Origin of the sequence: Streptomyces sp. NPDC058459, assembly GCF_042721685.1 — a bacterium.
GTDB lineage: Bacteria > Actinomycetota > Actinomycetes > Streptomycetales > Streptomycetaceae > Streptomyces.
This window is the reverse complement of record NZ_JBHXLV010000085.1, coordinates 1-25,552: the sequence shown is the minus strand read 5'-3', so window position 1 is coordinate 25,552 and position 25,552 is coordinate 1. Positions and strand designations below refer to the sequence as shown.

The following is a 25,552-nucleotide window of genomic DNA, read 5'->3' as shown; positions in this document are numbered from 1 at the left end:
TCCATCGACGGCTTCTTCGACCTCTCCACCTGGATCGCGGCCATCATCGGCTCCGTCATCCTGCTGGTCCTCTACCGCGTCATCACGGGCAACCGACGACGCGCCTGAGCGTTCCCGGAAACGCGGCACACCGGACGGCTCCTCCCGCACTTGCGGGGAGGAGCCGTTCGCCGTGTAGGAGCCGTTCCTTCCTTGGAGCGAGCACAGAGGGCGGCTCCGTCTCACTCGAAGGCGCGGCGCCGCCTGCACCCGGTGCCCGACGAACCCCGGTCACGCTGTTCCCATGGTCGTGACGGGCTACCCGGCCGGTATCAGCATCGCCTACTGGAACATGTCGGTGAGTGGGACGGGCTGGCGCCGAGTGGTGCCCCAGCAGGGAGAGCGGTCGAGCGGATCGACGCCATCGCGCGGCGGCAGGCGCACCAGGTCTGGTCAACGGGAAACGCGCACGCACGGTCCTCTCCGGAATACCTCTCGGCCGCACCGCACGGGACTCCGGTCACCCGCGCGGTGAACTCGGCCAGAGTGAGGCGAGGGCCGGCGGCGTTCCGGGGTCGAAGGCGGTGCGGGCCAGGCTGTCCGCCGCCGGGTAGGGGCCCCGATCCGTGGACACCTGGCTGCGTCCCGTGGGTGCCCAGGCCCTGCTCGGGGCCACTCAGTCGGGACGTGGCGCACGGCACGTTAGGGGAAACGGCTGGCCGGCCGATGCCCCAGCCCTCTCCTCCGGGGTGCTCCGGCCTTCAGGGGTGCTTCGGGGTGCCTGCCATGGCGAAGTCCGACAGGCCGGCGTCGAGCAGGCCGGCGGCGCGGCGTACGTCTGCCTCGACCTCCCGGCGGACCCGCTCCAGAGGCGTGCGCGCGTCCAGGTGCCTGAGGGATGAGGCCACCTGCACGTTCCACAGGCCCAGCAGAGCGGAAGCGGCGATCTGCGGTTCGGGGTCGTGCGCGCTCAGCCCGGCCCGCTCGGCCAGGGTCCGGCAGGTCGCGTCCGCCATGCGGACGACCATCTGGCGCTGGTGGGCGCGCAGGGCCGGGGTGTCCCGGATCATCGCCTCGAAGCGCTGAACCGCGTCGACGGCGCGGGCGTAGTCCGGCTGGGCCCTGAGCCAGCGGACCAGGTTGTCCAGTTCGCCGTCGAGGACGGACAGCAGGGCGTCGGTCGGAGTGCGCCCGTGTTCCTTCAGCGCGGCGGTGAGCGCGGCCAGCAGCTCGGGCGGCAGGTCCAGGACCAGGGACTCCTTGGTCGGGAAGTAGTTGAACACGGTGGTGGGCGACACCTCGCACACCTCGGCGATCCGGGCGACGGTCACGGCGTCGAAGCCGCTCTCCAGGAACATCCCCACGGCGGTGCCGACGAGCAGCCGGCGGGTGTTGCGTTTACGCCTCTCGCGCAGTCCGGCGACCGCGCCCTGCCCCGGCTCCGGCATGCGCAGCGCCGCCCAGTCGACCGTGTGTGCACTCATGGCGGTCAAGCGTACCGGGCTCCCGGAATAATTATGGTGTTACTTTATTTATGTAGTCACACCATGTTTGAGGATCGTCGGATGGGAGCCACGACATGACCGACCTGGAGCGCAACAAGCGGGTAGTAGTCGACTACTACGAGACCGCCTTCGGCGGTGACCCGGAGAAGGCGATCGCGGATCACTTCGGCCCGCGCTACGTCCAGCACAACCCGGACGCCCAGGACGGCCCCGAGGCGTTCACCGGTTTCGTACGCTGGCTGCGCGGCGAGTACCCGGACCTGAGGCTCCGCATCAAGCGCGTCATCGCGGAAGGCGACCTGGTGGCCACCCACTCCCACCTGGACCTAGAACCCGGCAACCCGGACAACCCCGGCCGCGCCCTCGCCGACTTCTTCCGCCTGGAGAACGGCAAGGTCGTCGAGCACTGGGATGTCATCCAGGACGTCCCGAAGTTGTCCGCCAACGACAACGGCATGTTCTGACACCGAGTCGACGAAGCCGGCTGTCCCGCTCACAACCCCCCACCGGACAAGGAGAGTTCCACTCATGCGTGTCGAGATCTGGAGCGATGTCATATGCCCCTGGTGCTACATCGCCGACACCCGCTTCGAAAAGGCCCTGGCCGACTTCCCCCACCGTGACCAGGTCGAGGTCGTCCACCGCTCCTTCGAGCTTGACCCCGGACACGACGGCACCCATGTCGAGCCGGTTCCCTCGTTCCTGCGGCGCCGCTTCGGCCCGCAGGGCCCGGCCATGGACGAGCAGGTCGCCGTCCGCGCCCGCCGCGAGGGCCTGGACTACCGCACCGACCGTCAGGTCGGCAGCACGCTGGACGCCCACCGGCTCCTGCACTGGGCCAAGGCCCAGGGCCGCCAGCAGCGACTCGTCCAGCTGCTGTTCGAGACCAACTTCGCGCGCGCCGAGAGCATCTTCACGCACGACGCCCTCGTGGCGCTGGCCGCCCGCGCCGGCCTCGACGCAGAGCAGGCCCGCCGGGTCCTCGACGATCCCGACGCCTACCTCGACGCCGTCCGCGAGGACGAACGCGCGGCCGGCGCCCAGGGTGCGCAAGGGGTGCCGTTCCTCGTCTTCGACAGCCGCGGAACGCTCTCCGGCGCCCAGCCGGTCAGCGCCCTTCGCGACGCGCTGGAGTCGGCCTGGGCCGAGCACGAGACAGAAGACACCGAAGGAGCGGTGTGCACCCCGGACGGCACGTGCGCGGTGCCCGAGGCGTAGGACGGAAAGGACGCCCTGGCTGCCATGGGCTCGCACGGTGACCAGGGCGCCGGTCCGCGATCAGTTGGGTCGGCGGAGTCCCGCCAGGGGCAGCGCGCTCAGTCGTCGGGAGTCGTAACGGGGGTCGCTGCCGCGCCCGATGCAGAGGTTGCCGATGCCGCGCATGAGCACGTAAGACTGGGTTCCGGACCGGATGTCGCCAGCGTCGGCGGCGTTCTGATCAGCTGAGCAGTGAGTGGCGACAAGGAAGTCGACGAACAGACCAAAAGCCTCCTGCCGTGAAAATCACCCTCCTTTCGGCCCAACTGTCCTGATCACTGCGTAGGTTGAAAACAGCTCGTTGACGCCGAGAGCGGCGCGCCGCGTGCCGGGGTCTTCGGCATACGAGGACGGCTGGTCGGCTGTCGTGCGCACGGCGTCGGACCGTATCGGGGGTCCGACGCAGTACGGCTCCCAGTGTCGCCACACCTGTCGAGGCGTCGGAGGAGGGCGCTGGGCGGAAGGCGGGCAGCGAGCGCGTCTGGACGGCGGCTACCACTGGACAGACCTTGCCGCATGTCTCGTGGACACCCGCCGGCCCACCGCGAACGGTCACACCCGCAGTGCCGTGCATGGAGCGGAAACGCAGATCTGGTGCACGAGCGGGCGAAGCGGCACACTTGACCGAGCAACTGAGGGGGGCCAATGGGCAGACGGATGAACCCCGTGCACAAGGGACCCGGAGCGTTACAGAATTTCGCTGAGGAATTACGCGCACTACGGCGCGCGGCGGGAAATCCACCGCTGCGGACGCTGGGGGCGAAAGTGCACTTCTCAGCCAGTACCATCTCCGATGCGATGGCGGGACGTCGACTGCCTACGCTCGCTGTCACGCGTGCTCTGGTTACCGAGTTGGGTGGAGACGTCAGCCAGTGGACGGAGCACTGGAACAAGGTGGCGGCGTCGGAAACTGCCGCGGGAACTGTAGCAACGCCACCTGACACCCCGCCCAATGCGCCGCATTCGATTGAAATGCCGACCGAGCCAGCGAGTCGACAGGGGCGGCGGCGAGTATACATTCTCAGTATGGCAATAGTCGTGATGGTGACTGCTCTCATCGCGGCCATTATGCAAGCGGACAGGATTGGACTGCAGACTGCGGCCCACAGAGAGATCACGGAAGACACCGATCCGCAGGACACCGGCTGTGACGACGGCTCTATACGAACGGTCACCAAGTCCGACGTGTACGGGCCGCACAGGTTGCTGCTGGGCGAGGTCCGGCTCCGTTATTCGCCTGAATGCCGTGCTGCGTGGGCACGATTCGACGCTGCGCCGGTGATGGAGCGGCTTCCTGGTGCGGAGGTGTCCATTCAGCTGACGCGCCCTTCTGACGGCAAGCGTCTGCGGTATGAAACGCCGTACCTTGGTCTATTTGTCTATGGCAACATGTTACGAGCCGACAAGGGATGTCTCCGAGTGAAAGGCAGTGTGTCCGCTCCCCGGCCTCAAAAAGGTTCCTTGAGTGTGCTTCCGGAGGGCACGCTGACCGGCAGCGGCACGACCAGGTGCGCTTTGCCTGAGTAGAAGTGCTTCTGTAGAAGTGCTTCCTGGCGACCGCCGTTGCGGCCGCCAGGAAACGTTCAGGCAGTGGTGACGGCGGCGTCCGCACCCCGCCAGGTCGGTGAGGCGGGCGGCCCGAAGTAGATGTTGAGGTCGGCGGCGGTCCAGGTGTTGGCCCCGAACACCATGTCGGTCCAGGCCGGTGTGGCACTCCAACCGATGGCGTGGTCCGGATACTGATAGGCCGTCTGGCCGTTGTTGATGTCGAGGGCCCAGCCGTACCCCGGCAGTACGCTGACCGCCTGGGCCCAGTTGGTGCCGCAGCGGGGTGAGTACCAGTTGTTGATGGTGCCCAGGTAGCGTCCGTTGTAGTGGTCGTACACCGCCTTGCTGGCCGCGAGGACGCCGTCGCGGTCACAACCCGTGGTTCTGGGGTCCTTGCCCTGGCAACCCCAACCATTCTGACCTGCACCGCAGTTGTATGACGGCGGTGGATCGCCGGCGGCGGCAGCCGGCGTGACAGTCAGGCTGAAGGCGCCGAGTACAGCGGCAGCGCCCACAGCCACCATGCTTTTGATCATGACCTTTCCTTTCAGGATCCAGCCTCGATGAGGGTGCGTGCATGACGATGCCAGCCGACCGACGACCGAAGTAGGCAGGTCAATGTCTGTACGACAAAATCCGAACATGCCTGATGCGGTCCCAGTGGGTGCTGCAAGATCGCGACCGCCGTGGTGTCACCGCAGCGGCTGCGAAGCCGGCCACCCAGATTCGGGAGACGGCGTTGTCCGCTGATCCGCGCGAGTGGGGCGGCGGCCGGGGGCCTGGGTGGCGCAACTCGGGGCCAGCCTCGCGCTTTCACGAGGCGGGGCGTCCAAGGCAGTTGATACTGCGACGGTCTTAGGCGTGACGGGTGGGCAGTTCCTGGTGGTGGGTGGCCGCGTCGTTGTAGTGGCTGATCCGGGCTTGGAACTGTCGTCTGCGGCGCCAGTGCCGTGGCAGGCCGGGGAAGAGGTCGTGGACGTGGTGGTCGACGGCCCAGCGGGTGACGACTGTGTCGTGGCGGGTGGTGGCCATGACATGGAGTGCAAGCGGTCGGGAGCCGCGTGGCCGGCTTCCTCGGCCAGCGTCCAGCCGTTCTTCGGTTCCAGCGAGGCTGTCAGGCCCCGCATGTACGCCAGTGCTGACTCACGCTGCTCCGACCTGGCAAACCGGTGCGTGAAACGCTCATGCACCTCACCCAGACCCGCCGCCCACTTCCCCCATCACCGAGGTCTCCACCCATAACCAGCCCAACGACCGACCTGGCCAACGACCCACCTGCCCACCCGTCACGCCTAAGACCGTTGCAGTACTAAGCGTCGATGCTCTCCCCCGGCGACAGCCGCAGGTGCTCCGCGCCGCCGAGATCGCCGACCCATGTGTCGTACACGGGCCTTGACCGGTCAGTGAGCAGCCCATCGTGCACGTCGACGGAACGCCGGGGCCCCACCTCGCGTACGTACTCGATGACCTCGGCGATCTTGTTCCAGGGCGCCTGTACGGGCAGCAGCAGCGTGTCCACTGATCGGTCCGGTACGGTCAGCGCGTCGCCCGGATGGAAGACCGAACCGTCCAGCAGATAGCCGACGTTGGTGATCCGCGGGATGTCCGAGTGGATCACCGCGTGCCACGCGCCATGTACCTGGACGTCGAATCCAGCGAGTGTGAGGGCATCGCCGTGACCGACAGGGTGCACCCGATTGGGGAAGGCGGCGGCGACCTGGTCGGCGACGGCCGCCGGCGCCCATAGCCCGGCCGCCGGGTTCGCCTCCAGTCCGACCCGCAGTCGCTCCTCGTCGAAGTGGTCGAAGTGCTCGTGTGTGACCAGGATGACGTCCGCGTCGGCCGCCGCGTCCTCCTCGCTCCACAAACCCGGGTCGATGACGAGGACGCCGCCGTCCTTCTCCAGTCGTACGCAGGCATGTCCCCTTTTGGTGAGATTCATACCTTAAGTCTGCGCCGCCTCGCGGGGATCTGCGCGGTCCCTGCTTTTCACGCTCGGAGGGAGGTTTTCTGGCGTGCCGAGTGCTTGCCGACCTGGGGCGTTCGCCGAGAGGTCAGGCTGGCGGGTCGGAGGGGCGGTTTGAGCTGCATTATGCGTTCTGTGTGGGATGTGGCGGGGGGCCTCCAGCAGTCACGGTGAGCTGCTGCCGAGGGGCTTGGTCATGGCCCGGTTGACTCGGGGATCGCGTCCGGCGACGTAGGAGGCGCAGGGGAGGTAACCAGCCCGGCGGTAGAGAGTGAGGGCGGCGGTGTTGCGCCGCCCGGTCTCCAGCACGATCTGCGTTGCGCCGCGGCTGGCAGCGTGCCGTTCGAGATGTTGGAGCAGGTACCGGCCGATTCCGTGGCCGCGGGCTTCACGGGAGACGTACATGCGTTTGATCTCAGCGGTGTGCTCGTCGAGGAGGCGTACTCCCCCGCACCCGACCGCCTCTTCATCGATGTGGGCGATGAGGAACAGCTTGGGCGGGTCGAAGTCCGCCACGGGGGTGGTGTCCGGGTCGTCGGCGAAGCCGTACAGGCCGAGCTGTTCAGCGCGGAGGGCCTGGGTCAGGCGGCGGGCGTCCGGGTGGTCGTAGCGCGCGGCGGCTATGGAGGGCGTCAGGATTATCACGGCCGGGGCGTCGGGGCGGTTGGCACGGAGGTCATGAGCAGATAGTGCCCTGTCGACGGTGGTCAGCGCAGGGGCGCCGTCCGGTGCGCGCATCCGGGAGCCGGCTGAACGGCGGATTCAGGCGCAGGAGGTTGCGGCAGCGGATGGACTGGACGGCGGTTACCTGGTCGGCGAGTTGCAGCAGGGTGGCGTCGAGGTCGCGGGCGAGGAGCTGGTGACGCTGGGCGGCCGTGTAGCCGCTGCTGCGGACCAGGTCGAGGACGCCGGCGAGTTCGATGCGCACGTACCGCTGGGACAGGGCTCCGACTCCCGCGGTGTCGTCCAGCCACCGCAAGAGGTCGAGATGTCCTTCAAGGACGTCGACGAACGCGGACAGAACCTCCCCTTGGAGCCCGGTGTGCCGGGTGGAGGATGGCCTGCTTTTGTGGGTCCGTGGCGGTCCACGGGGTGGCGTTGGCCAGGACGTCGGTGACCGAGCGGCGTCCGACGAGGTCGTCGGTGGCGGTCTTCTCGACGATCGTGCCGCCCGCAGGGGGCTCCCCCCAACGGTCTGCGGCGTTGCAGGGTTCGCCGGTGGCCTTGGGGGGGCGATCACTGAAGTACCGCGCGCATGCCTCGTCGGGACCTTCAGATCAACAGGGCACTGGGCATGACCCTTTCCCCCTCATCCGACGGGCCGTAGTCCGTCAGGGCAGATGACGTGGAGCAGATCTCCGGGCTTCGCTCTCTCGTCGGGCCGCTGCTGGGCTGGTCGGCCCGTGGCACCTTGGTAAATCTGCCGTACCGAGTTCGAGGCCCACAGCCGGGGGTGACGGGCGATGCCGCGGCCGCCACCCTTCACGGCAGATCGACGAGCAGGCAGCGCGCCGCTCCCACGTCGGCGGATGCACCCAGCCGTGCCGCGGACTGGCCCTGACACGCCGAAGGCCGTGTGCACGCGCGAGGCCATCATGTGCAGGATCCGCGCAATGTCACCTGAAGTGGCATTTTCGCGGACCGCCACGGTCAGCAAGCACGGGGACGGCCCCACATCGCGTCGCCTGTCGCCCGCGTTCTGTGGTGAGGTCGGCGCAGTGGGTGTACCGTCAGGCTTAGCTGTCATGGTTCCGAAGTACCGGTCGCCCGTGAGTGATTGCACGGGCGATTCTGCTGTTCACAGTCTCTGAGGACCAGGGCGATCACCTCCGGTTCCCGCACGGTGCGGGAGCCGACGTCTAGTCCTCAGGAGGACGAAATGGCCAGCGGCACCGTCAAGTGGTTCAACGCGGAAAAGGGCTTCGGCTTCATCGAGCAGGACGGCGGAGGCCCCGATGTCTTCGCTCACTACTCCAACATCAACAGCAACGGCTTCCGTGAGCTCCAGGAAGGCCAGAAGGTGACCTTCGACGTCACCCAGGGCCAGAAGGGCCCCCAGGCGGAGAACATCACCACCGCCTGAGCAGCGCCCGCACTGTGCCCGCCCCGCGACACTCGCCGGGCGGGCACACGCAGTCTCGGCGCTTCCCAGAGGGACGGAAGGGCAGCCGCTGTCACGCCCCCGACCCAGGGTGTGGGAGGAGCCCGGCAATGGGCCCCTCCCACAGACGGCACGCTGCGATCGCGTCGACTCGGCCCTGCGCGTCCGGCTGCAGATTCAGCCCATCTCGGAAGGCGATGGAACATCGCCGAAGTGCGCGTCGGGAAAGAGCGGAGCGCCGACGCTTTCGCCCGAGCCACGCCTCGTACAGTCCCGGTGACACACCCCTGCTCCTGACAGGACGAGCGGTGGATTGGTGACCCCGCGCCACCTCGTACGTGTGCGGGGTCATCTGTCGCCTCTCGGGCTGTCGCAGTGCTCGGTCCCCAGCCGCCTCCGACGACATGATCTGTGTGGACGTCGTGGGGGTACCCCGACCGGACGGTGTTCATCCGACAAGTCGGTCGCGTCCTGGCGCCCGGCGGGGCCGGCTCGTCCTCACCCGCACAGCCTGCCGTCGCCCACCTGACGAGTGCCCCATCCGCCGCATCCAGACGCAGGTGTGAGCTGACCCGGATGCACAACGTCGCCCTCGCCGGGCAGGACAGCGGGCGATCATTTGGGGGACAGCCCTCAGCCGATGTGAACGTTTCCGTCCTCGTCCAGACGCGGATGGATGGCCTCAGGAGCGTGGGTGCTCACATCGGACGGACGGGGGCCTTCTGGCCCGCCAACACCCCAACGCACCAACCGCCGGGCGCGGGCGATCCGGTAGGTGGTGCCGTCGACCTTGATCTCATTGAGCGATCCTGTACGGAGCCGGTCGGCCGCCTGGGCGTATACCGCCAGCTCGGCGGCGCGTGGGTTGTCGGGGTCGGCGGCCCCCGTGCGCGCGTCGGCCTTGGACTCGAGCGGGATCAGGCCCTTCTCCCGTGGTTCGCGCCAGGTCAACGAGAAGTCCAGTGTGCGGCGGGCGTCGTGGGCGGTGGCGTGCAATGCGCTGCCCAGCATCCAGCGGTCCTGTCCGGACCGTTCGACGATTCGGAACGCGGCCGGCAGGAGCAGGACGTCGGGGTGACTCTGCAGCGCTTGTCCCGAGTCGCGCAGCACGTCATCGGGAAATCTGGCTCCACTGTAGGCCAGACCCCGCATGGACAGTCGCTCGACCGTCCGCGCCGGCAACAGGGGTGCATCCGGGTCCAGGACCAAGCCGCCATCCACCTCCGAGGAGGCGGCACGCATGCTCCAGTCGGGAGAGGGAGGTTCGGGGTCCGAGGGCCAGGGCGACTCGATGTTGCCCTGGTCGTCCATGTACGCGTACTCGTCTGCTCTCACCAGGCGGTATCGGGTGTCGAGCACGGTGAGCTCGTCGACGTCTTCCGTCTCCAGCCGGGCCACCGCTGCCAGCAGCTCGCGCCGCTCTGCCGTGTTCCGGCAGTCGTCCTTCGCACGGAACCAGAACAGGGAGTTCAGAGCGTCTCGGGCCTCCTGCGGACATCCTTGAGTGACTTCGATGACCACGTGCCACCGCCGCCCGCCAGGCTTGCTCTGAGCGGTCACGCCGAAGAGTGGGCCTCGCAGAGCAAGAACGCGGTGCCGCAACGCCGCGTCGACGGCGTCGGCTTCGATCACGGATTCCACAGGTCCACCCGGCATCCGTACGGCCATGGGCCGTCCATCCGGCTCCGTACCTTCTCGGCTCATGCCGCCATCCTGGCGGCAGCCCCGGCTTTGCACCTCAGGTTCACCAGATCACGCCCTGAATTCGCCTCCTGCCGGCAGGTGACATCGGCGAGCTGGGCGGCGAATCCTTCCCTTGAGAGGGAGAGGAGCCGTCAGGCCACTGGCGACGGCCAACCCGATGGTGACTGACTCTCCATGCCGCTGACGCCGTGGCGGCCGGCGGAGATTGCTGTCGTGTCGCGGCTCCGGCGCCCCGAGCACGAAGTTCTACGCCTGGGCCGAGTGCAACGACAGCGAGATCGCCTTCGGTCAGAAGAAGTACGCCAACGGGTCGCAGTCGTACGCCTACTGCGCGGGCAAGGGCGGGTTCTGCGGCTATGGCGGTCGGGTGGTGTGATCCAGGTGCCCGGTCTGCGTCGACGACATTCGGCCGGGTCGTCAGCCGGTCGTTGAAGCCGACTTGTCCTCAAGGATGCCGGCCTCCTTCGTACGGTGCTGCACGCGGAAGAGGTCGGCCGCCCGCCTCCACTGGTCCCGGGCCCGGTCGGGCTGACCGAGCGCCAGGTGGACGTCACCGAGGTTGGCGAGGGTATTCGCCTCCTCGTAGAGGTTGCCGAGGTCGTGGAAGAGGACGCCGGCGCGCTCGTAGTGGGCGAGAGCTTCATCGTGTTGGCCCGCTGCGTGCGCGATGAAGCCGAGACTGTCCAGGGTGCACGCCTCACCGTCACGGAAACCGTGGCGGCGGTGGATCTCCAGGCCCTCCTCACAATGGGCGAGAGCCTGCCGGTACTCGCCGAGCCGTGCCTCGTACCAGCCGACGGAGTTGAGGGCGTTCGCCTGCGCCAACGGGTCGCCGCCCTGGCGCTGTAGCCTCAGGGTGTGCCGGACGTGTGCCAGGGCCTCCCGGTCATCGCCCTGCCTCGCCCATGACCATGCGATGACGTCGTGGATGCGTGCCTGCTCGGTGGCGTCCATGGCCTTCTCCGCCGCGGCCAGGGCGCGATCGGCGTGGTGGACCGCGCGGTCGTGGCGGCCCGCTCGGGCGCAGGCGTGGGCCAGGCGGCGGTGGGCCCAGGCAAGGGCGGTGTCTTCGCCGAGGCACTCGGCCGCGGCGAGTCCCGTACGCCACAGGGCCAGGTGCTCGTGGAGCCGTCCCCGCCGCCACAGGAAGCCGTCCACGACCCGGGCCAGTTGCCAGACCAGGCGGTCCCACCCGTGGAGGCCAGCCACGCGCTGCGCGGCGAGCAGACCGGCGTGCTCGGCACGGAACCAGGACATGGCGGCCGACTGGTCGGCGGGAAGCTCGAGTGTTACGCCGTCCAGAGGCGGTTTGAGTGTCAGGGCGTGGTGCTCGAACGGACTGAGGATCAAGTCGCAGGCGTATCCGGTGTGCAGGTAGTAGTCCACCAGACGCCGCAGCGCATATTCGCGTGACTCCCGCGCCTGGTCCTCGACAGCTCGCTCCGCGGCGTACAGACGGACCAGGTCATGCATGCTGTACCGGTTGGGAGCCGGCTGCTGCACCAGGTGGACTGTCTCCAGTTCCCGGAGCGTCACCCGAGCCGCGGCCGGTGGGCGCCCCAGCAGCCCGGCGGCGGCCGTCAGACCGATCTCGGGGGCCGGTCCCGCGGCGCCGAAGAGACGGAAGGCCTCCGCAGCCTGATCGGTCAGGTCGCGGTACGACACGCGGCACACCGCACGGACGTTGGTCGACAGATCGCCCGCGTCCAGGGCGTCCAGCCGCGCCGACTGGTCCTGGAGTTCCTCGGCGAGCGCCGCGAGCGCGGAACCGCTGCCGACGGCGGCGCGGGCCCCGGCGATGCTGATTGCCAGCGGCAGGCCCGCGCAGTGCTCCAGTACCGCTGTGACGGCTGCGGGATAGGCGGCCAGGCGCCCCTCGCCCAGGTGACGGCCGAGCAGGTCCCGGGATTCGCGCGGCGTGAGCACGTCCAGCGGCAGCAGGTGCGCGCCGTGGGTGACGGCGAGCCCGGTCAGCCGACGGCGGCTGGTGACGAGCACCGCGCAGCCGGCTCCGCCCGGCAGCAGGGCGGTCACCTGGTCAACGTCTCTGGCGTTGTCCAGGACGACGAGCATGCGTCGGTCGGCGACGAGGGTGCGGTACAGCCCGGTCAGGGCCTGCTGGTCCGCCGGGATCGAGCCGGGGTCCACGCCGAGGGCGTCCAGGAATCCCCGTACCGCGGTGGCGGGTGTCAGGGGTTCTCCCGAGGGGCTGGAACCCCGGAGGTCCACGTAGAGCTGACCGTCGCGGAACCGGTCCATGGCGCCGTGGGCCCAGTGCACAGCCAGCGAGGTCTTACCGACGCCGCCGCTGCCGCTGATGACGCACACCGCTGCGGACCCGCCGGGCCGGCACGCGGCGCCCAGTGCCTTGTCCAGTTCGGCCAGTTCGGCGCCGCGTCCGACGAACAGCCCCGAGGAGGGCAGTTGGCGCGGCAGGGTGCGGTCCCGTGACGAGGCGATGCCGGAGGCGGCGACGGCACCGGCTGCCGGTGCCGAGGCGGGCGCGTCGGACGGCGCAGCGATCGACGGGTCATTCGTGAGGACCTGCTGGTGTCGTCGCCGCAGCTCGGGGCCCGGGTCGCTGCCCAGCTCCTCGGCCAGGGCGCGGCGGATCCGGTCGAAGCAGCGTAGGGCGTCGGCGGTGCGGCCGCTCCGGTAGAGCGCGAGCATGTACTGGACGGCCAAGCGCTCGTCCAGCGGGTGCCTGTCGAGGCAGGAGGCCAGCTCGGACAGCAGTGCCGCATGGTGGCCCTGGCGCAGCAGCACGTCGTTTCGGTCCAGCAGACAGGCGTGCCGCTCCTCCAGCAGCGACTCCCGTAGGGAGTTGCACCACGGCGTGTCCAGCGTGGCGAAGGGCTCACCCCGCCACAGCGCCGACGCCTGCTCGAACAGGGCTGCCGCACGTCCGTCCTCAGCGGCCCTCGCCCGGCCGACCAGATCGCGGAAGAGGTGGAGGTCCACCAGGTCCGGGTCGGTGAGCAGCGCGTATCCACCAGGACGTCGTTCGATGGCGGCGCCCGAGGACGATGCGTCCGCCACGGAGCCGAGTGTCTGCCGCAGCCGGGACAGATAGCTGTACAACGTCGACTTGGCCCCCGACGACGGGTGAGCGCCCCACACCCGACTGACCAGGCCGTCTGCGGGCACCGCGCGGTTGACGTCCGTCAACAGCGCCGCCAGCACGCAGCGCTGCCGGGCGGGCCCGAGATCCACCGCCGTCCCGCCCGCGTGCGCCTGGATCTCTCCGAGCATGCCGAACTGGATCGTCACTACATCCCCGTTTTCCCCCGAAGCGGCCCTCTCCAAGTCTTGGCCCCCTCGGCCGCCCGGCCAATCCGAAATCCGGCCAGGCTCCGGCACGCGACGACGGGACGGCGCGTGGGAATTCTCCCTGGGACGGATGGTGCTCGTACTGTCGGGGACGCTGGAAGCGGTGTGGGCGACGTCCCTCGGCAGGCAGGTCGGAAGGCTTCAGCCGCCCCCGCCTGCCGTCCGCCGTGTTCGTGCCCGGACTGCTGCTCAGCATGTCGGGCCTGGCCTTCGCCCTCCGTAAGGTCCCGGTCAGCCGGGGCGACTCCGACCAGACCTCACATGTCGCATGTCGCATGTCGCATGTCACATGTCACACGAGCATCACCTGTCCGTGTTCCCGCAGGTCCGCGCGCGGGCCATGCCGTTCAAGCCGCGCCCAGTGCTTCCGTCGGGGACAGCCGGGCGGCCCGGATCGAGGGGTACATTCCAGCGAGGACACCGATCAGCAGGGTGCCGCCGGTTCCGCCGGCGACGGTGGCGGCCGGGACGACCGGCGGCCAGCCCTGGTAGGTGGCGTAGCCTGCGCAGGCCGCCAGTCCGATCGCCGTACCGGCCAGGCCGCCCGCGAGCGACAGCACCACCGACTCCGCCATGAACTGGCCGCGGATCTGGCCGCGATGGGCGCCCAGGGCGCGGCGCAGACCGATCTCGCCGCGCCGTTCGAGGACGGAGATGTACATGGTGTTGGCGATGCCGATGCCGCCGACCAGGAGCGCGACCCCGGCCAGGCCGAGGAACAGCTGGGAGAAGGTGCCGTTGGCGGCGCGTTTGGCGGTCAGCGCGTCCGAGGGGCGGCTCACCCGGACCAGGCCGGGGGTGAGCGGGTACACGGTGGCCGGAAGCACGGCGCCGACCGCCTCGACGGCTTCCTCGTGCGCCCGGACGTACAGCACGGTGGGGTGTCCGTCGAAGCCGAGCCAGCGCCGCGCGGCGGGGACGCCGACCAGAATGGAGCGGTCGATGTCCTGGGCGAGGGGCAGCGGGTCGAGGACGCCGACGACGCTGAACCAGGTCTCGCCGATGAAGACCTGCGGAGCGCGCGGGGAGCGGGGCACGCGCGGGACGCCGAGCCGGGCCGCCGCCACGTAGCCGAGGACGACGGTGGGCAGCCGGTCGGTGGTGCGGTCGAGGAACCGGCCTGAGCGGACCCGGCCGTTCAGTACCGGCAGCAGGTCGTCCTGGCTCGCCAGGACGGTCAGGCCGAGCGGGTCGGCAGGATCGGTGCGGTCGGAGCGGCTGACGACGGCGTGGGTGTTGCCGACGGCGCTGGCCGCCATGACGGGCCGGATGCGTTCGGCCATGGCGGTCACTCCGTCGGGCAGTAGCACCGGGGGTTTCTGGTCGGGTTCGGGCTGGACGCGCAGGAGGTTGGTGCCGAGCCTGGCCAGCCGTTCGTCCAGGGCCCGTCCGCTGGAGGCGGGGATGCCGGTGACCAGGACGAGGGTGACCACACCGATGGAGATGCCGAGGGCGGACAGCACGGCACGCGTGCGGCGGGTGCGCAGGCCGAGCAGACCGAGCCGGAGCACATCCGGCACGGCGAGCCGGACCGGGCGGGACGGGTCTTCGGGTGCGGGACGGTGGGCTCGGCGCGGGGAGGCGGTGCGGGTCCGTGTGCGGCGACGGTTCACCGGGCACCGCCGGAGAGCTGGGCGGTGACCGTGTCGGCGACCACGCGTCCGTCGCTCATCTCCACGCGGCGCGGCAGACTCGCGGCGATGTCGCGGTCGTGGGTGATGACGGCGATGGTGGTGCCCTCGGCGTTGAGCCGGGTCAGGAGGTCGAGCACAGAGTGTCCGTTCGCGGTGTCGAGGGCGCCGGTGGGCTCGTCTGCGAGCACCAGCGCCGGGTTGTTGACGAGGGCGCGGGCGATGGCCACCCGCTGACGTTCGCCGCCGGACAGTTGGTGCGGGAGGTGCCGGGTGCGGTGGGCGAGACCGACGCGGTCGAGCGCCTCCAGCGCCATCGGGCGGCGCCGTCGGCGCGGGACTCCCGCGTAGAGCAGGCCGGTCGCCACGTTCTCCTCGGCGCTCAGCCCGTCCGCGAGGTGGAACTGCTGGAACACGAAACCCAGCCACCGGCCGCGCAGGGCGGACAGCCGCCGGTCGGACAGGCGTGCCGCGTCGTGTCCGGCGATCCGCACGGTGCCGTCGCTCGGCCGGTCCAGGGTGCCCATGATGTTGAGGAGGGTGGATTTCCCGGAGCCGGAGCGCCCGACGATGGCGAGCAGTTCACCGGCCCGGATGGTCAGGGAGACCGCTTCGAGCGCGGTGACGCCTCCGGCGTAGACCTTGCTGACATGCTCGGCGGTGAGTACGGCGGGCGCGGTGTCCCCGGCCGTGGGCAGCGCGGTGCGTTGGGGTGAGACGCTCATCCGGCGGTCACCACGGTGTCGCCCTCGCTTACCCCGTCACCGGTCACCTCGACGAGCCCACGCGCGATGAGCCCGGTCTTCACTCCGACCAGGCGGCCGTCGGGCCGTTGGAGCGCGTAGCCGCCTTCGCTGAGTGCCAGCAGCGCGCCTACCGGGACGACGAGGACGTGCCGGCGGACCTCGTCGGCGAAGACGACCTGGACGGATGCCGCGTCGATGGCGGCGACATCGTCCTCGCGCACGGGGACCACGGTCACCGTGACGGAGGGCGGCGCGCCGGCGTCCTGGGTGTCGTCGGAGCCGGTGCCGCCCTGGACGGTCGTGCCGACGGAGGTCACCCGGCCCTTGATGTGCCGGTCGTCGGGCAGGATGATCTCGACCGCGCCGCCCTTGCGGACCGGGCGGGCGCTGTCCAGGTCGAGTTTGGCGGTCACCGTCTTCTGCAACGAGGTCAGCTGGAGCACCTCCTCGGCGGCCGAGTCGCCGAGCCGGGCCCCGACGGAGTCGACGCGCGCGGGTCCGGGCAGCACCAGGGCATGGCCGGGATCGAGCCGGCCGGTGGCCGGGAGTCCGGTGTCGTGCTGCCAGCGCTCAAGGGCGGCGAGCACCCCGGCGGTGAGCTTCGTACCGGTGTCCGGCCCGGTCCGGGCTGCGGGCGGGCTGCCAGGGCCGAGTTCGTAGCCGAGGGCCCGCAGGTTGTCGGCGAGGACGGTGACGTCATGCCCGGTGGGGCCCGGCTTGTCGAGCGGCCGGAAGAACGGGGTGTCGCCGTAGAAGACGGTGACGGGTCGATCGTCCACCCGGTAGAGGGTCCGGCCGCGCCGTGCGGTCGCGCCGACGCCGGGAAGCGCGGTGACGATGCCCTGGGCCGGGCCCTTGACGGTGGTCCGGCCGCCGAAGCCGAGGGTGGCGGGGACGGTCTGGGAGTCGGACAGGTCGGTGCGCCGGACCCGGACCGTCTGCACGGAGGGTTCGGCCACCGGACCGGGCCGCTGCCGGTCGCCGTGGGCCGCCAGGGCGTCCGCGCCGTAGACCGCGCCGAGAGCGGTGGCCGTCACGAGGACAGCGACGGCGAGGTGGAGGCGGCTTCTACGGGGGCGGCGCCGGGGCGAGGGGCTGCTACTTGCCACCGAACGCCTCCAGCCTGCACTCCTTCTCGGCCCGCTGCGCCGGCTCTTCCGCCGGCGCGCCGGTCTGGTCCTCGTCGTACGCCCACCACAGGCCCTCCATGTCGGAGCCGCTGGGCACGTGGACCTTCATGCCCCGGTGCCTCATGCACTTGACCGCCGCCCGGATGTCGTCGGCGAAGTGCGGGTTCTTGTCCTCGTCGTACTCCGGTGGCTGCAGCGGCATCTTGATCTGGCAGGTGTCGTAGGCGGGCCGGTACCGGGGCTTGACCGAGTCCTGGTCGAGTGGCGGGGCCTGCCGGCCGCTCCCGGCGACACGCTTGGTGTTCATGGGTACGCCGTGGGACTGGAGGCAGGCCCAGTAGGCGTCCCAGAGGCGGTCCTGCTCCTGCTCGGAGGTGTCCAGCCGCAGCTGGGGACGCTCGGCGTCCTTCGAGCCCGGGGAGCCGTTGCCGGCGGGGGTGGCGGGGGTGGCCGTACCGGCGCCCGGACTCGAGGACGCCAGCGTGTCCACCGCGTCCCGGCCCTCGCTGCGGACGCCCTCCCCGCTGCCGCCGCAGGCGGTGAGGGCGAGGACGGCGACGGCGCCGAGGGCGGCGGCGATTGTTCGCGTCCGTGAAGTACGGGAAGCGGGGCGGGTTGTGCGGCCACAGTCGGCGGGCGGACTGGCGGGCAGGCCGCCGGACAGGAAGAGGAGGTTCTGACGCATGACAGGCAGCCTGGAGCCGTGATGTCAGAGCAATGTCAGGAACTGTTGTCCTTCTGGTGGTTCCGCGCCCCCGGGCCCGGAGAGGCCGCTTTCACCTCCCTACAATCGAGCACATGTGCGCACATGTAGTGGTCGCGGAGGACGACGCCGACCAGGCCGAGCTGGTCCGCCGGTACCTGGAGAACGAGGGCCACACGGTCGACGTGGTCCACGACGGGCGTTCCGCTCTGGAGTCGGTCCGCGGCACCCCGCCCGACCTGCTGGTCCTCGACGTGATGATGCCGCGCGTCGACGGGCTCGACGTGTGCCGCATCGTCCGCGCGGACGGCCGGCTCGCGCATCTGCCGGTGCTGCTGCTGACAGCGCGGTCCTCGGAGGACGATCTGCTGCTCGGGCTCGACCTCGGCGCCGACGACTACATGACCAAGCCGTTCAGCCCACGGGAACTCATGGCACGCATCCGTTCACTTCTGCGACGTGGCGGACGGGGCGGGCCGGCGTCGTCAGCGCCCGGCGCTTCCGGCGGCGCCCCGCCGCCCGGTCCCCCGCGGCGGGCGGGCGTGATCGCGCTCGACCGCGCGCGGCACGAGGCGTGGGCGTACGACCGCCCGATCGCCTGCACGCGGGGGGAGTTCCGCCTGCTGGAGCTGCTGGCCGAGCATCCCGGCCAGGTGCTGTCCCGCGCGCAGATCCTGGAACGGCTGCACGGCGCCGATCCCTTCATCACTGTGAGGACCGTGGACGTGCACGTCATGAACCTGCGCCGGAAGATCAGGGACGCGGACGAGGAGGGCGGCCGGAGCATGCCGCTGGTGACCGTCTACGGGGTCGGCTACAAGCTCGTCGACGACCGGGCGGCGGGCGGGCATGGCTGAGCTCGCCGGTGACGGCACCCGCAGCAGCGGGCGGCGCGGCCCGTTCACCCGCCGCGTCGTCGGTGGCGGCCGGGACGGGACCGGGCGCCGGACTCTCGGGGCGGGCCGCGGTGGCAGGGCACGGGCCGGAGCGGTGCCGCTGCGGAGGAGTCTGCTGGTCCGGCTGCTCGCCGTGTCCGCCCTGGTCTCGGTGTGTTCGATCTACGCCACCGCCTGGGTCGTGGTGCACGCCACCGCCGTGGTGCTCGGCCAGGAACGCGGGCAGGCGCTCGCGGAGGACGCGCGGATCTACGACAGCCTCCTCGGGTACGCGGCGACGCACTCCGGCTGGGACGGCGTCGGCCCTTCCGTACGGCGGCTGGCGCACGACACCGGGCACCGGGTCGTGCTGCTCGGCAAGGATGGTCTGCCGCTGGCGGATTCGGGGTCGGGCACCTTCCGGCCCCCGCAGCGGGCTACCGCCCTGGTGGACCCGCTGGCGGTCGACACCGAGCTGGTCCGCGACGCGGACGCGCCGCCGGCCTGGCAGCAGGAGCCGCGGACCGCTCCCGCCGACCAGGAGCCGGGGCGCTCGCCGGAGGCACGGCAGCCCGCCGGGGCCGCGCCGGCCGCGGGGACGGACCGCATCGATCCGCGCGCGGTGGGCCCGTTCGCGCTGTCCGTGCCGCAGCGCAAGCGGTTGCGGGTGGCGGCGACCCGGATCGCCACTTGTCTGCGCCCGGCCCTCGGCACCGACCTGCGGGTCCGGGAGACGCCCAGCGGGCGCCCCAGGGTGGTTCCGGTCGGCTCCGAAGTGCCGGTCACCGCCGACCGGGGCGTATGCGGGCTGAGTTCGCTGCGCCGCCCGCCGCCCGCCGAGCAGCAGGCGCTGACGGCGCTGAACTCCCTGGTCGACACCTGTCTGGACCGGCGTCGTGCGGGGCGAGTGGATCTCACCGTGGACGGGCTGTGGCGCCCCCGGACGCGGACGGTGCCGTCGGCCGACGTCGTCGCCTCCTGCCTGGCGACGAGCCGTACCCAGCAGCTCGCGCCCTATGTGGCACCGGCGGCGCTGTTGTACGTCGGCAGCCCCGCCCGTACCGCGACGACGTTCTTCGACCTGTCCCCCGCCAACCGGCTGCGCGTCTCAGGGTGGGCGGCGGCGGTGGTCCTGGTGACGGTGACGGTGACCACGCTGGCCGGGATCGGGCTGGTCCGCCCGCTGCGGCGGCTGACCGGCGCCGCGCTGCGCATGGAGGAGGGCGAGCTGTCCGCGCGGGTGCCGGTGCGGGGCGGCGACGAGATCGCGCGGCTTTCGGCCGCGTTCAACTCGATGTCGCTGCGGCGCGAACAGCTGGAGCACGCGCGCCGGGACATGACCGACGACGTGGCGCACGAGCTGCGCACCCCGGTGAGCAACATCCGGGGCTGGCTGGAGGCTGTGGAGGACGGCATCGCCCGGCCCGACGCCGCGCTGGTGACCTCGCTGCTGAGCCAGGCGCTCCAGCTCCAGCACATCATCGACGATCTGCGGGATCTGTCGGACGCGGAGGCGGGGGCGCTGCGGCTGACCCCGGAGCCGGTCCGGGTGGCGGAGCTGCTGACGGCGGCGGCGCTGGCGAACCGGGTGGCGGCGCGGACGGCGGAGGTGGCCGTGCGGGTGACGGCCGATCCGGACCTGCTGGTCGTGGCGGACCCCGTGCGGCTGCGGCAGATGGTGGACAACCTCGCGACCAACGCCATCCGGCACACCCCGCCGGGCGGCACGGTCACACTGTCGGCCTCGGCCGCCGTCGCGAACGGCGGGGGCCGGAGCGCTGGGGGTACGGGGGCCGAGGGCACGGGCGGCGAGGACACGGTCGGCGGCATGGCCGAGGTACGGACCGGCGGCCGGGCCGTGCCCGCCGCGCAGCGGGCGTCCGGCTCCGGATACGTGGTCATCACGGTGGCGGACACGGGGGTCGGCATTCCGGCGGACGAACTGCCGCACGTCTTCGACCGGTTCTGGCGGGCGGAGAAGTCCCGCGACCGGCGCAGCGGGGGAAGCGGGCTCGGTCTGGCCATCGTGCGGCGGCTGGCCGAGGCCCACGGGGGCACGCTGACGGCGGTCAGCGTGCCGGGCGAGGGGTCGGCGTTCACCGTACAACTGCCCCAGCGGCCCGGCCCGGTGTCCGGCCGGCCCATCGCGTGAGCCCCCTTACGGGGATCGGCAGCACGGTCATCGGCGTGGTCGGCATCGAACCGCCGACGGGACCTGGACCGGGCTGGAGAGGCCCGCAAGGGGTGGACCACGCGCTGACCGTCCTGGCGGCCGTGCGGCGGCGCATATGATCCGGGCTGAGGTCCGCTCGACCGCCCACCGCTTGGGCTGGACGTGGAAGCCGCGTCGGCCGGGCTGTTCGCGGACCACGTCCACCTCGCGTCGCAGGTGTCGGCAGCCCACCGGACAAGGCGGCCGGCAAAGCCCCGGTCCGCCCAGGACTTGAGCATGGTCGGATGGTCCAGGCGGGCCCACAGCAGTGGCCGCCTCCAGCCGGCGCGGTCCTGGACACTGGCCGCGACGAGGTGCACGGCCAGGAGCAGGCCGCGTGTGTCGGTGACGATGAACTGCTTGCGGCCCCCGGTCTTCGTGCCCGCGTCGAACCAGCTGGTGGTCTTCAAGACGCTGTCGGCGCCCCTCACCGACTGGGGGTCGATCGGTGCCGCGGTCGGCCCCGGACACGGCCACAGCGCCGATTTCGTGAGGCTGGTGGAAGGGCTGTCAGGGAAGGACCTCAGGTCCTGTTCCCCGCACGGCTCCACAAGAAGGGCAAGCCGTTGCGGCAGGCCGGTGTGCCGAGAACATCCCGCGCCCCTGAACGGGACGGCCGAAGCTGACGAGTTGCTCATATTCGTCGGCCAGAGTCAGTCCCATGATCCATCGCAGAGTAGCTGTCGCCCTCCTTGCCTCCCCCCTCTTGCTCGCGGGCTGCGGGGACGGCACCGAGGCGCGGACATCCGCTGTCCCCAAACCCGAGAGCGGTACCCCGCGGCCGGCTGGCATACCGGGGCTGGGGCCGCACACCGCGGCCGCGATACCTGAGCGCGCCGAGCAGGTCGTGCTCGTCCAGGGACGCGGCAAAGACTCGCCCATCTCCAGTGTCGTCCTGTACGAACGCGACGACAGCGTCTGGGAGCCCGGCCCGACATGGCCCGCGCACAACGCCAGGTACGGCTGGAGCGAACACCACGTCGCAGGGGACCTGCGCTCACCCGTCGGCATGTATGGGCTCACCGACGCCGGAGGCCTGCTCGGCGATCCAGGGAGCAGGCTGCCGTACCACCAGTCCCACGGCTTCCGCTCGCCGGGCACCGGCTTCGAGGGCGAGTCGCTGGAAGGCTCCTTCGATTACGTCGTCGCCGTCAACTACAACCGCCAGGTCGGCACTTCGCCCCTCGACTGGACCCGTCCGATGGGCGCGGGACGCGGCGGCGGCATCTGGCTGCACGTCGACCACGGCGGCCCGACGCACGGCTGCGTCAGTGTCGCCAAGGCGCACATGAAGCAACTGCTACGCACCCTGGACCCGGCGCGGCACCCGGTCGTCGTCATGGGATACGCCGGTTGGCTCGCCCGGTAGCCACCGGAACTTCGCCTAGGATCCGAACCTGTGTGCGCGCATGTGCTGGTTGCCGAGGACGATGAGATGCAGGCCGAGCTGATCCGGCGCTCCCTGCTGGCGGAGGGCCATACCGCGACCGTGGTCCACGACGGGGCCGCCGCGCTGGACGCGGCCCGGCGGCTCGAACCCGGCCTGGTCGTCCTTGACCTGATGCTCCCCGTCATCGACGGCTTCGGCGTCTGCCGGGCGCTGCGCGGCGCCGACCCGGAGATCCCGGTGCTGATGCTCACCGCCCGGTCCGAGGAGGGCGACGTGCTGCTCGGCCTGGAACTGGGCGCCGACGACTACATGACCAAGCCATACAGTCCGCGTGAGCTGATGGCCAGGATCCGCACGGTCCTGCGGCGCAGCGGGCGCACCGCCGCGGTGCGGGAGGAACCGGTGGTGGTCGCCGCCGGGATCAGCGTCGACCCGGTACGGCACGAGGTACGCTGCGACGGCGTGCCGGTGGAGGTGACCCCGGCCGAGTTCCAGATCCTGCTTGCCATGGCCGGGGAACCCGACCGGGTCTTCACCAGGCGCCAACTACTCCAGTGCACCCAGGGTTTCTACCGGTCCTCCACCGAACGGGCCGTCGATGTCCACGTGATGAACCTGCGCCGCAAGATCGAGGCGGACCCGCGGCGGCCGTTGCGGCTCATGACCGTGTTCGGCGTCGGCTACAAGCTGAGTGGCGGCCGGCTGTGACGGCCCGGATACCGTGGCGCAAACGGCTGCTGGTCCGGCTGCTGCTCGCCTCGGTGCTGATCGCCGTGTGTTCGGTGGCCGCCACCGCCTGGCTCGCGGTGACCACCACGACCAGCGCGCTGGAGGAGGAGCAGGGCCAGGACCTCGCGGCCGACAACCAGATCCTCGCCCAGCTCAGCGGGTACGCGGCGGACCACTCCGATTGGAGCAGGGTGCGGCAGACCGTCCGCGCGCTGGCCGCGCGGACCGGCCGCAGGATCGCGCTGACCACAGCCGACCTCACCCTGATCGCCGACTCGGCGCCCCGCGGCACCGCGCTGCCACCCCGGCCGGCCGCGGCCATCGACCCGCTACACACCGACACCTACACCGAGTCCGGCGCCCAACTCAGCGGCATCGACCCGCGCGCGGTCGGCCCCTACCGGCTGACCGCGAGGGAACGCCGGGTCCTGGACGTGGTGGCGGAGAAGGAACAGTACTGCTACCGCACCTCTGGTATCCGGACCACCGTCGCCCACACCCCGAGCGGGCGTGCCTACCTCCTCGACGAGGACGGCACGGACGCCTCCAGCTACCGCACGGTCAGCTGCAGCGGCCTCGACGACCCCCTCATGGCGATGAGGAAGGGCTACCTGGGCGTCACCCAGACCGAGGCGAAGGCCCTCGCCACGCTGACGGACCTGGTTCGCCCCTGTCTACAGGCCAAGGACCTGGACCTCAGTGGACAGCTCTACCTGACCCTTGAGCAGACCGGACGCAACCCGGTCACCGGCGGCTTCCTCGTCACCTCGGAGAACGCCAGGAGGGACCAGGCGCGGACCGACCAGATCGCGAAGAACTGCGTCACCGCCGCCCGCCGCACCCAGCTCGAATCGTACGTCGCGCCGGCCGCCGAACTTTTCCTCGGTCTCGGCGACCAGGCCACGCCCCGGTTCGACATGTCCCGCGGCAACAAAGTGAAGATCGTCGGCGCGGCCGGACTGGTCCTCGCCTTCACCATCGCCGTCTCCGCCGTCGTCGCCACCCGGCTCGTCCGGCCTCTGCGCGCGCTCACCGTCGCCGTGCGCCAGCCGCCCGAACTGCACGTGCGTGCGCCTGTGCGGACCCGCGACGAGACCGGTCTGCTGGCTGAGGCGTTCAACGACCTCACTGAGCGCCGGGAGCGCCTGGAGGAGCAGCGCAGGGCGATGATCAGTGACATCGCCCACGAACTGCGCAGCCCGCTCACCAACATCCGGGGCTGGCTGGAGGTCACCCGGGACGGCGTGGTCGCCCCCGACACGGCACTGTTGGCCTCGCTGCACGAGGAGGCACTGCTACTCCAGCGGATCATCGACGACCTCCAGGATCTGGCGGCCGCCGATGCCGGAACCCTGCGCATGCACCGGGAACCGGTACGCGCCGCCGATCTGTGCGACCAGGTTGCAGCCGCCCACCGGGTGGCCGCCGACACGGCCGGGGTCGCCCTGCGGACCGACATCGACGCGACGGTCTGGCTCAACGCCGACCCGGTGCGGATGCGTCAGGCGCTCGGCAACCTGGTCTCCAACGCGATCCGGCACACTCCCGCCGACGGCACGGTGACCCTGGCCGCCCGCCGCGACGGGGACCACGCCGTGTTCACCGTCACTGACACCGGCAAGGGCATCGGCCCCGACGATCTCCCGCACGTCTTCGAGCGGTTCTGGCGGGCGGAGAAGTCCCGCAGCCGCCGCACCGGGGGCAGCGGACTCGGCCTACCGATCGTGCGCCACCTGGCGGCCGCCCATGACGGGACCGCCGAGGCCGCGAGCGAACCGGGCAGGGGCGCCGTGTTCACCCTGCGGCTGCCCGCCGCCGGGGCTGCGGGCGACGTCAGCTGAGACGGCGTGCGGCCCGCGGTCAGCATCGGTCAGCAGACGGCGCTCCGCCCCCGTAGTTCCGTGTGGTGGTCCTCCACACCTCGGCGGCCGGCAGCACTGATCAGCTTGTGGGCAGTCTCAGCGCCCGCGCGTGGTCCGGGTGACGGGCGGCTTCCCCCACGCCACCCGTCTCGCCGCCCACGCCGGACCCGCCCCGGCAATCCGCGACTTGTGCATGACCGATGCCGCGCGACTACCGCGGCGGTGCGGACTGCTGCGGCCAGGGCGTCGGTCACACGAGGCCGGTGCGCATGTGGTCGGCGACCACCTCAACCGCCGCTACCTGCAAAGACGCCGGACCAAGCACGCGATCCCGGGGCCGAAGGAGCAGCGGGCCAACCGGCGGCGCAAAGGCAGCACGGGCGGCAGACCTACCGGGTTCGACAGGCTCAAGAACTCCAGAGCCGGACACCGCCCAGTGAGGTCCGATGGCGACGGCGTATGTCCCGCCCAGGTGAATGAGTTGCCGATTCAACCAGGAAAGTTCGCAGGCTCTTCCCGTTCTTCAGCCGTGACAGGGCGTGCTCGACCCGTGCTCGCGCCCGGCGGTGGACGGCGTCCTCCGCCTCATGCTGGGGCTGAGATACGTCTGGCCTCGTCGGACTCGGTGAACGCCCCGCCGTCGTTGCGGCTGCCGGGAAACGGCAGGCCGATCGCCGCCACCGGACGACTGAGATGGCCGGCGGAGGTGCGAGGTGGTCGAGCACGCGGCCGGTCGCCGGCTTCGAGACCCCGTACAACGGTTGTCGTCACCTGCCGCCACGTGACTTCGTGCGCCAGTACGTCGCCACTAGCAGCACCCGGTCCTCCAGCGGCAGCCGCCACCGGCCACCGCGCTGAACACCCACCGGTCGCAGGGCAACCTC

23 protein-coding genes and 6 pseudogenes are annotated in these 25,552 nt (G+C 70.8%); 13 read left to right on the top strand and 16 right to left on the bottom strand.

All coding sequences use genetic code 11. From position 1 onward, the window contains the following. The coding region (locus tag ACFWN1_RS17720) for a GlsB/YeaQ/YmgE family stress response membrane protein (RefSeq protein ID WP_384362820.1) at positions 1 to 108 on the top strand (108 nt) is incomplete at its 5' end. 632 nt (positions 109 to 740) lie between these two features. Here ACFWN1_RS17720 and ACFWN1_RS17715 read toward each other — a convergent pair. Then, positions 741 to 1,463 (bottom strand): TetR/AcrR family transcriptional regulator, encoded by a 723-nt coding sequence (locus tag ACFWN1_RS17715; protein ID WP_384362816.1) that lies wholly within the window; start codon positions 1,461 to 1,463, stop codon positions 741 to 743. Positions 1,464 to 1,558: 95 nt separating this feature from the next. Between ACFWN1_RS17715 and ACFWN1_RS17710 the strand changes: the two genes are divergently transcribed. Continuing rightward, positions 1,559 to 1,948 (top strand): nuclear transport factor 2 family protein, encoded by a 390-nt coding sequence (locus ACFWN1_RS17710; RefSeq protein WP_384362814.1) that lies wholly within the window; start codon positions 1,559 to 1,561, stop codon positions 1,946 to 1,948. Positions 1,949 to 2,012: 64 nt separating this feature from the next. After that, positions 2,013 to 2,702, top strand: a complete 690-nt coding sequence (locus ACFWN1_RS17705; RefSeq protein WP_384362812.1) for a DsbA family protein — start codon at positions 2,013 to 2,015, stop codon at positions 2,700 to 2,702. 60 nt (positions 2,703 to 2,762) lie between these two features. Here ACFWN1_RS17705 and ACFWN1_RS17700 read toward each other — a convergent pair. Continuing rightward, positions 2,763 to 2,966: pseudogene (locus ACFWN1_RS17700) on the bottom strand (TetR family transcriptional regulator); the annotation flags it as partial. 420 nt (positions 2,967 to 3,386) lie between these two features. On the opposite strand from ACFWN1_RS17700, the pseudogene ACFWN1_RS17695 reads away from it, so the two are divergent. Next, positions 3,387 to 3,596: pseudogene (locus tag ACFWN1_RS17695) on the top strand (helix-turn-helix domain-containing protein); the annotation flags it as partial. Positions 3,597 to 3,767: 171 nt separating this feature from the next. Beyond that, a complete protein-coding gene (locus ACFWN1_RS17690) occupies positions 3,768 to 4,268 on the top strand; it encodes a DUF2690 domain-containing protein (RefSeq protein WP_384362818.1) in 501 nt (166 codons plus the stop codon). Between the two features lie 56 nt (positions 4,269 to 4,324). Here the strand turns inward: ACFWN1_RS17690 and ACFWN1_RS17685 are convergent, their stop codons facing one another. The 6 genes and pseudogenes from ACFWN1_RS17685 to ACFWN1_RS17660 all read right to left on the bottom strand — a co-directional run bounded on the left by ACFWN1_RS17685 (position 4,325) and on the right by ACFWN1_RS17660 (position 7,234). Further along, a complete protein-coding gene (locus tag ACFWN1_RS17685; RefSeq protein ID WP_384362811.1) occupies positions 4,325 to 4,825 on the bottom strand; it encodes a DUF2690 domain-containing protein in 501 nt (166 codons plus the stop codon). A 319-nt stretch (positions 4,826 to 5,144) separates the two neighbouring features. Next, entirely contained in the window at positions 5,145 to 5,321 is a 177-nt protein-coding gene (locus ACFWN1_RS17680; RefSeq protein WP_384362822.1) for a hypothetical protein, read from the bottom strand. A gap of 2 nt (positions 5,322 to 5,323) precedes the next feature. Continuing rightward, positions 5,324 to 5,529, bottom strand: a pseudogene (locus tag ACFWN1_RS17675) (IS701 family transposase); the annotation flags it as partial. Between the two features lie 69 nt (positions 5,530 to 5,598). After that, positions 5,599 to 6,231, bottom strand: a complete 633-nt coding sequence (locus ACFWN1_RS17670; RefSeq protein WP_384362809.1) for an MBL fold metallo-hydrolase — start codon at positions 6,229 to 6,231, stop codon at positions 5,599 to 5,601. A gap of 189 nt (positions 6,232 to 6,420) precedes the next feature. Then, positions 6,421 to 6,900, bottom strand: a complete 480-nt coding sequence (locus ACFWN1_RS17665; RefSeq protein WP_384362807.1) for a GNAT family N-acetyltransferase — start codon at positions 6,898 to 6,900, stop codon at positions 6,421 to 6,423. Between the two features lie 31 nt (positions 6,901 to 6,931). Then, positions 6,932 to 7,234 (bottom strand): hypothetical protein, encoded by a 303-nt coding sequence (locus tag ACFWN1_RS17660; RefSeq protein WP_384362805.1) that lies wholly within the window; start codon positions 7,232 to 7,234, stop codon positions 6,932 to 6,934. A 900-nt stretch (positions 7,235 to 8,134) separates the two neighbouring features. Between ACFWN1_RS17660 and ACFWN1_RS17655 the strand changes: the two genes are divergently transcribed. Continuing rightward, positions 8,135 to 8,338, top strand: a complete 204-nt coding sequence (locus ACFWN1_RS17655) for a cold-shock protein (RefSeq protein ID WP_384362803.1) — start codon at positions 8,135 to 8,137, stop codon at positions 8,336 to 8,338. A 651-nt stretch (positions 8,339 to 8,989) separates the two neighbouring features. On the opposite strand, the gene ACFWN1_RS17650 is transcribed toward ACFWN1_RS17655, so the two are convergent. Then, positions 8,990 to 9,988, bottom strand: a complete 999-nt coding sequence (locus ACFWN1_RS17650; protein ID WP_384362801.1) for a DUF5954 family protein — start codon at positions 9,986 to 9,988, stop codon at positions 8,990 to 8,992. 277 nt (positions 9,989 to 10,265) lie between these two features. Here ACFWN1_RS17650 and ACFWN1_RS17645 point away from each other — a divergent pair, with 277 nt between their 5' ends. After that, on the top strand, positions 10,266 to 10,436 hold the full coding sequence (locus ACFWN1_RS17645) for a hypothetical protein (RefSeq protein ID WP_384362799.1): 171 nt from the start codon (positions 10,266 to 10,268) through the stop codon (positions 10,434 to 10,436). Between the two features lie 41 nt (positions 10,437 to 10,477). On the opposite strand, the gene ACFWN1_RS17640 is transcribed toward ACFWN1_RS17645, so the two are convergent. From ACFWN1_RS17640 to ACFWN1_RS17620, 5 genes are all read right to left on the bottom strand, one after another. Continuing rightward, on the bottom strand, positions 10,478 to 13,330 hold the full coding sequence (locus tag ACFWN1_RS17640) for a BTAD domain-containing putative transcriptional regulator (protein WP_384362797.1): 2,853 nt from the start codon (positions 13,328 to 13,330) through the stop codon (positions 10,478 to 10,480). Positions 13,331 to 13,737: 407 nt separating this feature from the next. Beyond that, positions 13,738 to 15,003, bottom strand: coding sequence for an ABC transporter permease (locus ACFWN1_RS17635; RefSeq protein ID WP_384362795.1), 1,266 nt, complete (start codon positions 15,001 to 15,003; stop codon positions 13,738 to 13,740). Then, entirely contained in the window at positions 15,000 to 15,746 is a 747-nt protein-coding gene (locus tag ACFWN1_RS17630; RefSeq protein ID WP_384362793.1) for an ABC transporter ATP-binding protein, read from the bottom strand. The genes ACFWN1_RS17635 and ACFWN1_RS17630 overlap by 4 nt, the downstream gene beginning before the upstream one ends. Then, the gene (locus ACFWN1_RS17625; RefSeq protein WP_384362791.1) at positions 15,743 to 16,804 is read right to left on the bottom strand and encodes a hypothetical protein; all 1,062 of its coding nucleotides are present in this window, start codon (positions 16,802 to 16,804) and stop codon (positions 15,743 to 15,745) included. The genes ACFWN1_RS17630 and ACFWN1_RS17625 overlap by 4 nt, the downstream gene beginning before the upstream one ends. 61 nt (positions 16,805 to 16,865) lie before the next feature. Beyond that, complete coding sequence (locus ACFWN1_RS17620) at positions 16,866 to 17,582, bottom strand: hypothetical protein (RefSeq protein WP_384362789.1); 717 nt, start codon at positions 17,580 to 17,582, stop codon at positions 16,866 to 16,868. A gap of 113 nt (positions 17,583 to 17,695) precedes the next feature. On the opposite strand from ACFWN1_RS17620, the gene ACFWN1_RS17615 reads away from it, so the two are divergent. Both ACFWN1_RS17615 and ACFWN1_RS17610 read left to right on the top strand, forming a co-directional pair. Then, the gene (locus ACFWN1_RS17615; RefSeq protein ID WP_384362787.1) at positions 17,696 to 18,457 is read left to right on the top strand and encodes a response regulator transcription factor; all 762 of its coding nucleotides are present in this window, start codon (positions 17,696 to 17,698) and stop codon (positions 18,455 to 18,457) included. Beyond that, entirely contained in the window at positions 18,450 to 20,627 is a 2,178-nt protein-coding gene (locus ACFWN1_RS17610) for an ATP-binding protein (protein ID WP_384362785.1), read from the top strand. Before ACFWN1_RS17615 ends, ACFWN1_RS17610 begins: the two co-directional genes overlap by 8 nt. Positions 20,628 to 20,881: 254 nt before the next feature. Here ACFWN1_RS17610 and ACFWN1_RS17605 read toward each other — a convergent pair. Then, positions 20,882 to 21,325, bottom strand: a pseudogene (locus ACFWN1_RS17605) (transposase); the annotation flags it as partial. A 23-nt stretch (positions 21,326 to 21,348) separates the two neighbouring features. Between ACFWN1_RS17605 and ACFWN1_RS17600 the strand changes: the two are divergent. The 4 genes and pseudogenes from ACFWN1_RS17600 to ACFWN1_RS17585 all read left to right on the top strand — a co-directional run. Then, positions 21,349 to 22,056 carry a L,D-transpeptidase family protein gene (locus ACFWN1_RS17600; protein WP_384362783.1) on the top strand — a complete coding sequence of 236 codons (708 nt, stop codon included), beginning with the start codon at positions 21,349 to 21,351 and terminating at the stop codon, positions 22,054 to 22,056. 30 nt (positions 22,057 to 22,086) lie between these two features. After that, the gene (locus ACFWN1_RS17595; protein ID WP_384362781.1) at positions 22,087 to 22,785 is read left to right on the top strand and encodes a response regulator transcription factor; all 699 of its coding nucleotides are present in this window, start codon (positions 22,087 to 22,089) and stop codon (positions 22,783 to 22,785) included. Continuing rightward, the gene (locus ACFWN1_RS17590; RefSeq protein ID WP_384362779.1) at positions 22,782 to 24,647 is read left to right on the top strand and encodes an ATP-binding protein; all 1,866 of its coding nucleotides are present in this window, start codon (positions 22,782 to 22,784) and stop codon (positions 24,645 to 24,647) included. Before ACFWN1_RS17595 ends, ACFWN1_RS17590 begins: the two co-directional genes overlap by 4 nt. 307 nt (positions 24,648 to 24,954) lie before the next feature. Next, positions 24,955 to 25,074 (top strand): annotated as a pseudogene (locus tag ACFWN1_RS17585) (IS5/IS1182 family transposase); the annotation flags it as partial. A 1-nt stretch (position 25,075) separates the two neighbouring features. On the opposite strand, the pseudogene ACFWN1_RS17580 reads toward ACFWN1_RS17585, so the two are convergent. Beyond that, positions 25,076 to 25,552 (bottom strand): annotated as a pseudogene (locus ACFWN1_RS17580) (IS5/IS1182 family transposase); the annotation flags it as partial.